General features: G+C 71.0%; 10 protein-coding genes and 1 pseudogene. 4 read left to right on the forward strand and 7 right to left on the reverse strand.

Annotated elements, in window-relative coordinates:
• Window positions 1-117: 117 nt before the first annotated feature.
• The 4 genes from AOK23_RS23885 to AOK23_RS23900 are packed head-to-tail and all read right to left on the reverse strand — an operon-like array spanning window position 118 to window position 5,821.
• On the reverse strand, window positions 118-1,191 hold the full coding sequence (locus AOK23_RS23885; protein WP_055714713.1) for an oligopeptide/dipeptide ABC transporter ATP-binding protein: 1,074 nt from the start codon (window positions 1,189-1,191) through the stop codon (window positions 118-120).
• The gene (locus tag AOK23_RS23890) at window positions 1,188-3,212 is read right to left on the reverse strand and encodes a dipeptide/oligopeptide/nickel ABC transporter permease/ATP-binding protein (protein WP_079049651.1); all 2,025 of its coding nucleotides are present in this window, start codon (window positions 3,210-3,212) and stop codon (window positions 1,188-1,190) included. The genes AOK23_RS23885 and AOK23_RS23890 overlap by 4 nt, the downstream gene beginning before the upstream one ends.
• Window positions 3,213-3,231: 19 nt before the next feature.
• Complete coding sequence (locus tag AOK23_RS23895) at window positions 3,232-4,191, reverse strand: ABC transporter permease (protein ID WP_055714715.1); 960 nt, start codon at window positions 4,189-4,191, stop codon at window positions 3,232-3,234.
• Window position 4,192: 1 nt separating this feature from the next.
• Window positions 4,193-5,821, reverse strand: coding sequence for an ABC transporter substrate-binding protein (locus AOK23_RS23900; protein WP_055714716.1), 1,629 nt, complete (start codon window positions 5,819-5,821; stop codon window positions 4,193-4,195).
• Between the two features lie 313 nt (window positions 5,822-6,134).
• Between AOK23_RS23900 and AOK23_RS23905 the strand changes: the two genes are divergently transcribed.
• From AOK23_RS23905 to AOK23_RS23915, 3 genes are all read left to right on the forward strand, one after another.
• The gene (locus tag AOK23_RS23905; RefSeq protein ID WP_420823738.1) at window positions 6,135-6,896 is read left to right on the forward strand and encodes a FadR/GntR family transcriptional regulator; all 762 of its coding nucleotides are present in this window, start codon (window positions 6,135-6,137) and stop codon (window positions 6,894-6,896) included.
• Between the two features lie 149 nt (window positions 6,897-7,045).
• Window positions 7,046-7,951: a hypothetical protein gene (locus AOK23_RS23910; RefSeq protein WP_157878133.1), complete on the forward strand. Its 906-nt coding sequence runs from the start codon at window positions 7,046-7,048 to the stop codon at window positions 7,949-7,951.
• 551 nt (window positions 7,952-8,502) lie between these two features.
• Window positions 8,503-8,964: a protein-tyrosine phosphatase family protein gene (locus tag AOK23_RS23915; RefSeq protein ID WP_055714718.1), complete on the forward strand. Its 462-nt coding sequence runs from the start codon at window positions 8,503-8,505 to the stop codon at window positions 8,962-8,964.
• A gap of 122 nt (window positions 8,965-9,086) precedes the next feature.
• Here AOK23_RS23915 and tnpA read toward each other — a convergent pair.
• Window positions 9,087-9,502, reverse strand: a pseudogene (gene tnpA / locus AOK23_RS23920) (IS200/IS605 family transposase).
• A 25-nt stretch (window positions 9,503-9,527) separates the two neighbouring features.
• Here tnpA and AOK23_RS23925 point away from each other — a divergent pair.
• On the forward strand, window positions 9,528-10,751 hold the full coding sequence (locus AOK23_RS23925) for an RNA-guided endonuclease InsQ/TnpB family protein (protein WP_055714719.1): 1,224 nt from the start codon (window positions 9,528-9,530) through the stop codon (window positions 10,749-10,751).
• A gap of 57 nt (window positions 10,752-10,808) precedes the next feature.
• Here the strand turns inward: AOK23_RS23925 and AOK23_RS23930 are convergent, their stop codons facing one another.
• Window positions 10,809-11,261 (reverse strand): nucleoside deaminase, encoded by a 453-nt coding sequence (locus tag AOK23_RS23930; protein ID WP_055714720.1) that lies wholly within the window; start codon window positions 11,259-11,261, stop codon window positions 10,809-10,811.
• A 48-nt stretch (window positions 11,262-11,309) separates the two neighbouring features.
• Window positions 11,310-11,591 (reverse strand): gas vesicle protein GvpK (locus tag AOK23_RS23935; protein WP_055714721.1); only part of this gene is annotated, 282 nt, incomplete at its 5' end.

Raw genomic sequence — 11,591 nt, forward strand, 5'->3', positions numbered from 1 at the left:
GGGAGCCCCCGTCGCGTTGACTCCCTCCTCTGCCTTGCAGCCGCACGCACCACGCCCCGCTCACCGGCAGAGTCAAGGCACCGTAGCCCGAAGTCGGCATGATCCGAACGAACGACCCTAGGTATCTCGTACGGCGCGCTCCTGCACGGCCATGGCGGTGGCCGGGGACACGGACGCCGACCGGGACGCGGCCTCGGCGACCAGGTCCCCTGTCCACTCCGTCTCCCGCACAGGATGGTGGCAGCGGAAACGGTGTCCGGGGGCCGACGCGGCCGCGAAGTCCGGCATCACCTCCGCGCACACCTCGTCCGCCCGCCAGCAGCGGGTACGGAACGGGCAGCCGCTCGGCGGCCGCGTGGCCGACGGCACCGGGCCCGTCAGCGGGATCGGGTCGATCGGGTCCAAGAGCCCCGGCGTCGCCGAGAACAGCGCCCGCGTGTACGGGTGCCGCGACCGTCCGGTGACGGCGTCGGCCGGCGCCTCCTCCACGATCCGCCCCAGATACATGGTGATCACCCGGTCGCTCATCCGCCGCACCGTCTGGATGTCGTGCGACACGAAGACCAGCGCCAGCCCGAGCCGCTCCTTCAGGTCGAGCAGCAGGTTCAGGATCTGCGCGCGCACCGACACGTCCAGCGCGCTCGTCGGCTCGTCCGCCACGACCAGGCCGGGGTCCAGGGCGAGCGCCCGGGCGATCGCGACCCGCTGCCGCTGCCCGCCCGACAGCCGGCCCGGCAGCCCGTCGGCCAGCACGGCGGGCAGCCCGACCAGCGCCATCAGCTCCCGCACCCGTTCCTCGCGGTCGGCCGGCGTGCCGCGCCGGTGCACATCGAGCGGGTCGCGCAGGATCCGGCGGACGGTCAACCGGCGGTTCAGGGCCGTGGAGGGGTCCTGGAAGATCATGCCGGTGCCGCCGCCCACGGTCGCCCGCCGCTCGGCAGGCGTCATCGACCACAGGTCCCGGCCCCGGAAGGAGACCGTCCCGGCCGTCGGCCGCTCCACGCCCACCAGCACCTTCGCCAGCGTCGACTTCCCGCACCCCGACTCGCCCACCACGCCCACCGTCTCGCCGGGCGCGATCCTCAGATCGGCGTCGGTCAGGGCGTACACCCGGTCCCGGGTGAACAGACCGCCGCCGCGCGCCCGGTGGACCACATGGGCGCCGGAGACCTGCACGAGTGCGTCGCTCACCGGGTCACCTCGTTCTCCGTCGCGGTCAGGTCCACCGCCGGGTGGTGGCAGGCCGCCGTGTGGGTGGGGGAGCCCAGCAGCGCCGGGACGGTCGTACGGCACTCCTCGCTCGCGCGGGGGCAGCGGTCGGCGAAGCGGCAGCCCGCAGGGAAGTCGGCGGGGGAGGGGACGACCCCCTGGATCTGCGTCATCCGCTCGGCCGCCGACTCCAGCGACAGGACACTGCCCAGCAGACCGCGCGTGTAGGGATGGGCCGGTGACTCCACGAGGTCCGCCGTCACACCCGTCTCGACGATCCGCCCGCCGTACATCACGGCCACCCGGTCGGTGACGTCCGCGACGAGTGCCAGGTCGTGCGACACGAGGACGAGCGCGAAGCCCAGTTCCGCGCGCAGCCCGAGCAGCAGCTCGATGACCTGCGCCTGGACCGTCACGTCCAGGGCCGTGGTCGGCTCGTCGGCCACGATCAGCTTCGGGTCGCGGGACAGCGCCATCGCGATCAGCACGCGCTGGCGCTGACCGCCGGAGAGTTCGTGCGGATAGCTGCGGAGCGTGCGGCCGGGGTCGAGGCCGACCATCTCCAGCAGCGCGGCCGGGGTGCGCCCGCCGCCCCGCCGGACGACCTGCCTCAGCTGGGCGCGGATCGTCATCGCCGGGTTCAGCGACGACAGGGCGTCCTGGTAGACCATCGCCATGTCGTGGCCGAGCAGCCGGCGCCGCACCCGCATCGGCACGCCCACCAGCTGCCGCTCCCCGAAGACGACCCGGCCGCGCACCCGGGCCCCCTTCGGCTCCAGCCCCATCACGGTCAGCGCGGTCAGCGACTTGCCGCAGCCCGACTCGCCGACCAGGCCGAGAACCTCACCGGCCCGGACCTCGAAGCTGATCCCGTCGACGATGTCCACGCCCCGGTGCCGCTTCTCGAAGCCGATCGCCAGGTCCTGAACGGCCAGCACCGGCCGCCCGGTGGGCAGGGGCCGCGCCCGTGCCCGCAGCCGCCGCGCCGCCTCCGCCAGCCCCGGCAGCGCGGCCTCGTCGCCGGCGCCCTCCCGGTGGTCCTCCGCCGGATCGCGGGGCCCCGCCCCGGGGGCCGCCGGGCGGGCCGGCTCCCCGCCGCCGTCCTCCGTCGGGCGCTCCGCGTCCCGGCCCGCCGGTGCCGCCCAGGCGTCGGAGACGCCCTCGGAGAGGACGTTCAGGGACAGCACGGTGACCAGCATCAGCAGACCGGGGAACACGGTCGCCCACCAGCCGCCGGTCAGCACCATGTTCTTGCCGTCCGCGATGACGCCGCCCCACGACGGGTCCGGCGGCCGTACGCCCGCGCCGATGAAGGACAGGGACGCCTCGAACACGATGGCCTCGGCGACCTGCACCGTGCAGAACACCAGGACGGGGGCGGCACAGTTGACGGCCACGTGGCGGACCACGATGTGCCGGGTGCGGGCCCCGATGACCCGCTCGGCGGTCACATAGTCCTCGCCGTACTGGTCGAGGACGTTGGCCCGCACGACCCGGGCGACCGGCGGCGTGAACAGGAACGCGATCGCGCAGATCAGCACCTCGATGCCGCCGCCGAAGACCGCGACGAGCACGGCGGCCAGCGCGATGCCGGGGAACGCCATGACGACGTCCAGACAGCGCATCAGGGTCTCGTCGACCGCCTTGCGCGAGGTCGCGGCCACGGCCCCCACGAACGCGCCCACGAGCAGGGCCAGCGCGGTGGCCCCGAGCCCGATCGCGAGCGACCAGCGCGCCCCGTGCATCAGCCGGCTGAGGATGTCCCGGCCGAGGCTGTCCTGGCCCATCCAGTGCTCGGCGGAGGGCGCTCCGGTGCCGCCGACGAGGGTCTGCTGGTCGAGCGGGTCGTGCGGGGCGAGCACCGGGGCGAACAGGGCGGTGAGGACCACGACCGCGAGGAAGCACACGGCGATCCGCGACAGCCCCGGCAGCCCCCGCCAGGCGCGCAGCCGCAGGCCCGGCCGGGACAGGGCGTCCGTCAGGCGTTTGCGCGTGGTCACCATCAGGCCGAACATCAGCGCATCAGCTCGCATCCCTCAGTCGCGGGTTGACCAGCAGATGGAGGACGTCGATGACGAGGTTCACCACGACGAACCCCGCAGCCGTGGTGAGGACGACGCCCTGGACGACCGCCGGGTCGCCGTTCTTCACCGCGTCGATCATCAACTTGCCCATGCCGGGCAGCGAGAAGATCGTCTCGATGACGACGGCACCGCCCAGCAGATAGCCGACGCGCAGCCCGAGCACCGTGAGCGGGTTGATCAGCGCGTTGCGCAGGACGTTGCGGCCCACCACGACCCGCGGCGGCAGCCCGCTCCCGATCGCCGTCCGCACGTAGTCCTTGTCCAGCTCCTCCACCACGGCCGTCCGCACGATCCGGGTGAGCTGCGCGGCCACCGGCAGCGACAGGGCGAACGCGGGCAGGGTCATCGTCCGCAGCCACCCGGTGAAGGAGTCGGCCGGATTGACGTAACCGCCGGTCGGGAACCACCCGAGGTCCACCGCCAGGTACTGGATCATCAGCAACGCCAGCCAGAAGCCGGGCGCCGCCACCCCGGTCAGCGACACCACCCGGATGATCTGGTCCGGCAGCCGGTCCCGGTGGATCGCCGCGGTGATCCCGCCGAGCAGGGCCAGCACCACCGCGATCCCCAGCCCCAGGAAGGTCAGCTGGAGGGTGAGCGGAAGGGCGGTGGTGACCTGCTCGACCACCGGGGCCCGGGTGAGCGCGCTGGTGCCCATGTCGCCGTGGAGCAGATCCCCGACGAAGCCGACGTAGCGCACGGGCAGCGGGTCGAGGAGTCCGTTCTCCTCCCGGAACTCGTGCAGTTGCTCCGGGGTCGGATTGGCGCCCTGGAAGAACGCGGACGCCGGGTCGATGTCCGAGAACCGCATGACGACGAAGACGAACAGCACGATCCCGAGCAGGAGCGGGACCAGCAGGGCGATCCGCCGCAGCAGGACACGCAGGACAGCGATCACGCTAGACCCACTTGGCCTGGAGCAGGTTGATCCCCGGATAGGGCTGCGCCCTTATCCCCGACAGCCGCTTGGGGTCCCACGCCGTCATCAGCTCGTTGTGCACCACCGGGTAGAGCACGGCCTGTTCGGCGACGACGTCGATGTAGTCCTGGACCATCGCCTTCTTCCGGTCGGCGTCCGGCTCCTTCGTGGCCCGGTCCATGTCCTCGAAGAGTTTCCTGGCCACCGGGGCGTCGGCCCAGCGCGCGTACCGCATCCACAGGTTCTGCGGGCCGTAGTTGTAACGCATGATCAGGTCCGCGTCGAGACCGAACTGGTTGGGGTTCGAGGCGGCGGCCACGACCTGGTAGTCCTGCTTCTGGTCCATCTTGGTGAACACGGCGGTCGTCTCCTGCGGAGAGAGCGTCGTCTCGAGGCCGATCGCGTCCCAGGACGCCTTGAGGGTCGGCAGACAGTCGACGATCCAGCTCACGTTCACCGCGAGGATGTCGACCTTGAGCCCGCGCACGCCCGCCTCGGCCAGCAGCGCCTTCGCCTTCTCCGGGTCGTACCCGTACACCGTCTTCGCCGGCCGGTAGCTCGGGTTCCCCTCGTTGAGGAAGGAACTCGCCGGTTTCCCGTGCCCCTTGAGGGCGACCTCGATCATCTTGTCGCGGTCGACGGCGTAGTGCAGGGCCTGCCGGACGCGGACGTCGTCGAAGGGCTTGTGCCGGGTGTTGAACATCAGGAAGAGGTTGTTCATGCCGGAGCCGCCCTGGACGGTCATCCCGCCCTTCTCCAACTGCCCGATGTTGGCGTACGGGATGTTGTCGGCGATCTGCGCCCCCGCGCTCGCCCCGGAGATCTTCGCGACCCGGGGCGCCGCGTCCACGATGGTCAGCCAGTTCATCTTCCTGAACGCGGCCGGACGCGGCCCGTTGTAGTCGGCGTACGCCTCGAACGTCGTGTTGGACTTCGGGTGGTGGGCCGTCTGCCGGTACGGCCCCGACCCGATCGCCTTGCCCTTGATGGCCTCCTCCCAGGCGCCCGGCCGGGAGAAGACGTGCTTGGGCATGATCTTGGCAAGGGTCAGCCGGGAGACGCCGTCGGGGAAGGGGAACTTGAGGACCAGCTCGACGGTGCGCGCGTCGACCTTCCGGACCTCCTTCAGCCAGCTCGCGAAGAACCCCTTGGCGAGGGTCTGGGTGCCGGGGTCGAGGATCCGCTCGTAGACGAAGACCACGTCGTCGGCGGTGACCGGTTTCCCGTCGTGGAACGTGGCGCCGGGCCGCAGCTCGAACCTCCACGACGTGCCGCCGAGGTCGCCGGGCACGGCCGTCGCGAGCGCCGCGTACGGCTCGCGGGACAGCGGGTCGGTGTCGAGGAGGCCCTCGTAGATGTGGTTGTTGGCGGCCATGCAGAACGCGGACGCGGTCTGGGTCGGGTCCCAGCTGCCGTCGTTGCCGTAGCCGATGACGGCGGTCAGGGTGCCGTTCCGCCCGCCGCCACCGCCGGTGTCGTTCGTGGACTCCGGCCCGGCCGAACAGGCGGCCAGCGCGGGCGACAGGGCCGCCGCGGCGCCCAGCGCGCCGGAGTGCTTCAGGAACGACCGTCGGGCCGGTGCCGGGGCGTCATGGGTCACATCGCGCACGGTTCCTCCAAAGAGGCAGCGGGGGAGCGAAGCGGTGGGGGCTCGATGACGGAGGTACGACGTCCTACGTCCTACAGGGGGCAGCGTGACCTTAGGAGCGCCCGTGGGGGCGGTCAAGGGATCGCACACGAATGGCGTAGTCGCCAGAGGTTCGACCAATGACAGGGCAACACCGGTAGGAAATAAGGAGGGTTGAGGCCCCGTTGGGAGAGAATTCGCCGGGGCGGCCACCCGGTGTTCACCCGGTGTTCCCCCGGTCCCTTCCCGTGGTTCCCGTCCGGAGGTGGGTCGTCGGATGTCCGGCGAGCGTACGATGCGGCGCATGTCAGAGGAGAGCGGCGGCCGGCGCCGGCCCGAGCGGCGGGTGAGCGGCCAGGTCCAGCGGGCGGTGACGCAGCTGATCCTCGACCGCAAACTGCGGGCGGGGGCGCCGCTGCCCACCGAGACGGAGCTGATGGAGGACCTCGGGGTCAGCCGCAACTCCGTCCGCGAGGCCCTCAAGGCGCTCCAGGCCCTCGACATTGTCGACATCCGGCACGGCTACGGCACCTATGTCGGCGAGGCGTCCCTGACGCCCCTCGTCGACGGCCTGACCTTCCGTGCGCTCGCCCGGCCCGACGGTGACACCGCCGCGCTCGCGGAGGTCCTCCAGATCCGCGAGGTGCTGGAGGAGGGGCTCGTTCGCCGGGTCGCGGGCACGCTCACCGAGGCGGAGCTGGACGCCCTCGCCGCCGTCGTCGACCGGATGGAGGCGGCCGGCCGGGCGGGCGAGCCCGTCGCCGAACTCGACCGCGACTTCCACGAGCTGCTCTACGCCTCCCTCGGCAACACGCTCGTCCCCCAACTGCTCGGCGCCTTCTGGACGGTCTTCCTACGGGTGGCCGGGGCCCGCGGCTGGACCGACGACCCCACCCCGGAGCTGACCGTCCGCCGCCACCGCGACATCGTCGCCGCCCTGCGCGCCCGCGACGTCGAGGGCGCCCAGCGGGCGATGTCCGAGCACTTCCGCGGCATCGAGGCCCGCGCGGCGACGGCTTCCCCCGAGCGCACCGCGCGCCACGACGCGCGGTCCTAGGGCACCGCTCCTTCTGCGGAGATCCATCAGAAGGGCCGGCGTCCCTGCTTTCCCGGGGGCGCCGGGAACCGCGTGAACGGGCCCTACCACCATGTCTGTTGGTGCCGAAGAGATCACAACGTCGTACGCACATCTGCGATGCTGTGCGGATGAGCAAGGTGTGGCAAGGACACGTCATCGATGGCACGCGCTTCGTGGTCCCGGCGTTCGGTGTGACGCCGAGGCACGTGCTGTGCGCGGTCGGCGTGGGCCTGGATCCCGACGTCATCAGCCGGGTGGTCGAGGAGGCCGGCGGCGGGGGCTTCGAACTCGACGAGTTCCAGCGGGAGCCGGACCCCCGGATGCGGGAGTGTTTCGACGCCGCGCTCGACTCCCGTCAGGCCATCGGCGACGACGAGTTCGGCGAGAGCGACTGGGCCGCGGTGGACGCCCACGACTCGGTCGTCTACGTCCTGTCGCCGCCGATCTCCCAGGCCACCGGCCTCGACGTGTCCCGCCGGGCGCTGGCCGTCACCGCGGCCCTGCTGGCCCACGGGGCCACCGCCGTGAAGAACGAGTCCAGCGGGGTGACCTGCGGGCGCGAGCGGTGGCTGGCCCTGGCGAGCCAGGCGGCGGCCGCCGAGACCGTGGACGACCTGGCCCTCGCCCTCGTCCCGGCCTGGGTCGCGCCGGTGATCTACGACGGGGAGGTCTACTACAGCTGCGGCATGCACCTCCTGGGCGAGGCCGACGTGGAGCTGCACCCCGGAGCCACCGGGGTGCCCGAGCCGAAGCTGCTGCTCGACTGGATGGCCACCATGCAGATCGCGTCGTACTACCTGCTGACGGAACAGCCGGAGCACGGCATCCAGAACGGCGAGGGCTTCCGCATCACCCAGGACGCCCCGCGCTGGATCATGAACCGTGTGGAGTGCGAACGGTTCGAGGACGACGACTTCTTCCACAACCCGTACGGATACTGGCGCCTGACCCCGGCTGCCCGCGACCCACGCAGGAGGGCGAGGCTCAAGAGGCGCAACCCCCGCACGACCCTTGGAACACGACGGAAGAGGTGAGGGCGGGGAAGGCGTGGAGATCTCCGGACCACGGGCCACGGGCCGAACGCCGCGCCCTTCTCCGGCGTCTCAGTACCGATCGCGGTCCCGCCCGCCCGGGCGACCGCACATGGGGTCATCCGTAGCGTGGTGGACAGACTCGAAGCCCGGGCGGTCATCACCCCGGGCCGCCCCACCAGCCCGCCGTAAGGACCGGTCCAAGACCGGTCCCACCCGGCGACGAACCCCACGCCCGCGCTTAGGCGACGCAGGGCACCCTGCCCCACCAGACCCTCGGGTCCGGCGGGCCGGCGTCCGGAGGGACACGCTCCCACGGGCCGGACACGGCTGCCCCGCGCAGCCCACCGGCATCAGGGTGTGACGACGATCAGCACACCCACCACCGGCCATCCGCCGGGGCGACCCCCATCCAGCCGACACCGGCCACGCGGAGCAGCACTGGGCGCGGGAATCCACCTCCACGCCTATGCCACCCGCCCACGATGGGAAATCCCGTAGCCAGACACTACGTTTGACACAGGATCACTTAGCTGATTTGAGACACTGACCGGATGACCGACTCCATCGAACCCTGGAGCCCGGACGCCCCCGGCGTGCTGCGGCTGCCGTCCGGGCGGCTCGTGCGCGGGCGGGGGCTGCGGCATCCGCTGCCCGACGGTCCCGCGCCGACGTACGCGGTGTATCTGCTCGGCAAGGAGCCGCCCGAAGTCCCCTGGGAGGCGCGCTGGTTGCGGTGGCCCGACTTCCGGCTGCCCGCGGACCGGGCGGAGGCCGCGGAGGTGTTCCGGGACGTCCGGGAGCGTGCGGCCGGGGAACGTGTAGAGGTCGCCTGCGGCGGCGGCCGGGGCCGGACCGGCACCGCGCTCGCCTGTTTGGCGGTCCTGGACGGCGTACCGCCCGAGGAGGCCGTCGCGTATGTGCGCCGGCACTACGACCGGCACGCCGTGGAGACCCCGTGGCAGCGGCGCTACCTGAAATCATTCGCAGTGCATCGGACTTCAGGCGGGTGGTGAAGCGAATCCGACAGTGGCGACCCGGAGCGTCGCAGGCTCAGGTCCGGCGGAGCCGGACACAGCGTCCTTCGCCTGCGCCGCGGAGCGTGGCGAGGGCTTCTCCCGGCGGAGCCCGGTGGTGCTCACACCGGCCGGTTCTGCTGTTCGATGTACTGCTTGACCACGGAGAGCGGTGCGCCGCCGACGGTTCCGGCGAAGTAGGACCCGGACCAGAGTTTGTTGGCCCGCCAGTAGTGGCCTACCAGGTCGGGTAATCCTGGCGCAAACGGCGGGAGGAGACACCCTTGAGGGAGTTGACCAGCTTGGTCACGGCGACCTTGGGCGGGAAGTTCACCAGCAGGTGGACATGGTTGTCCTCACCGTTGAACTCCACCAGGTCGCACTCGAAGGCCGTACACACCGACCGCATGATCTCCTCCATCCGTCTCAAGTGGGCATCAGTGAACACCCTGTGGCGGAACTTGGTCATGAAGACCAAGTGCACATGCATCACGAAAGCACAGTGACGACCAGTTCTGATCTCCTGCATATCACCCATAACCCAAGTACGTTGCGTGGCCGGTATGCAGCTCCGGTACAGCTTCCGCCTGTACCCGGACACCGGTCAGCAGACAGCGTTGGCGAAGGCGTTCGGGTGCGCCCGCGTCGTGTTCAACGACGCGGTGCGTGCCCGCGAGGACGCCCGTAAGGCCGGACAACGGTTCCCGACGGCCGGTGAGCTGTCCCGGAGGCTGATCACCGAGGCGAAGCGGACAGGGGAGAGGGCCTGGCTGGGCGAGGTCTCCGCCGTCGTCCTCCAGCAGTCCCTGAGGGATGCCGAGGCCGCGTACCGCAACTTCTTCACCTCCCTCAAGGGCGCCCGAAAGGGACCGAAACTGGGCGCGCCCCGGTTCAAGTCCCGCAAGGACGCCCGGCAGTCGGTCCGGTTCACCGCCAACGCCCGCTGGAGCATCACCGGCAGTGGACGGCTGAACCTGCCGAAGATCGGGGCGGTGAAGGTGAAGTGGTCCCGTACCCTGCCCGCCACCCCCACCTCGGTCACCGTCGTGATGGACGCGGCCGGCCGGTATGTCGCGTCCTTCGTCATCGACACCGACTCCGTCGCCGACCAGGCGCGGATGCCCGAAACCGACCGCACCATCGGCATCGATCTCGGCCTCACGCATTTCGCCGTTCTGTCCGACGGCACGAAAATCGACTCCCCGCGCTTCCTGCGCCGAGCGGAGAAGAAGCTGAAGAAGGCCCAGCAGGAGCTGTCCCGCAAACAGAAGGGAAGCAACAACCGCGCCAAGGCCCGCCTGAAGGTCGCCCGCGCCCACGCCGAGGTCACCGACGCCCGCCGCGAGTTCCACCACCAGCTCTCCACGAAGCTGATCTCCGAGAACCAAGGGATCGCCGTGGAAGACCTGTCGGTGAAAGGACTGGCCCGCACGAAGCTGGCCAAGTCCGTCCACGACCCCGGATGGGCATCGTTCATCAGCATGCTGGAGTACAAAGCAGAACGGTACGGCCGCACCCTGGTCAAGATCGGCCGGTTCACACCGACCTCCCAGACCTGCTCCACCTGCGGCACCGTGGACGGACCCAAGCCCCTCCACGTGCGGGAGTGGACCTGTACCGCCTGCGGCACCGTCCACGACCGGGACATCAACGCCGCGATCAACGTGAAGACGGCCGCCGGACTGGCGGCATCGGCCTGCGGAGCGCCGGTGAGACCGGGAACAATCCCGGCACAGCGCGAAGAAACAGGAAGCCACGGACTCCCGACCGAACCCCGTGCCGCGTAGCGGCACAGCAACCAGTCGAGAAGGCCAGAATCCTCGCCCTTCAGGGCGAGGAGCATGTCAATCACCGATGTCCTCGTTCCATAGGGCCGGGTTCTTCTCGATGAAGTCACGCATCAGGGCCACGCACTCCGCGTCGTCGAGGACGACGATCTCCACGCCGTGCTCCGCGAGCCAGTCGTGACCGCCGTGGAAGGTCACGGCCTCGCCGATCACCACCCGTGAGATGCCGAACTGCCGTACCAGGCCGGAGCAGTACCAGCACGGCGACAGCGTCGTCACCATCGTCGTTCCGCGATACGTCCGCTGCCGGCCCGCCGCGCGGAACGCGGCCGTCTCCGCGTGCGTGGACGGGTCGCCGTCCTGGACCCGGCGGTTGTGCCCCCGCCCGAGGACGGTGCCGTCCGGGCCGTAGAGCGCGGCGCCGATCGGGATGCCGCCCTCGGCGAGACCGGCCCGCGCCTCCGCCACGGCGGTGGCCAGCCACGCCCGTGCCGTCGTTTCCTCAGCCATGCGCTCACTCTGCCCCGGAACGGGCGGGCCCACGTATGCGGAGGGGAATCACGGCGGCAGCAGGGTGCCCAGGGGGCCGAGGTCGAGGTTCAGGTCGTCCAGGGTGAGGCCGTAGCGGTCGCAGAGTTCGTCCATGCGGTCGTGCAGGACCATCAGGGTCATACCGAGGCGCTCCTCCTGCTCCTCGGTCAGCCCGCCCTGGTCGACGCGGTGGAGGGCCTGGCGCTCCATCAGTTGGCGCAGCAGTTCGACGATGGTGAGCACGAGCTTGACGAGGTCCCGCTCCACGGTGTCCGGATCGGTCCGCAGCCGGTGGGCGACCGCCCCGCC

Origin of the sequence: Streptomyces torulosus (assembly GCF_001419765.1) — a bacterium.
GTDB lineage: Bacteria > Actinomycetota > Actinomycetes > Streptomycetales > Streptomycetaceae > Streptomyces > Streptomyces torulosus.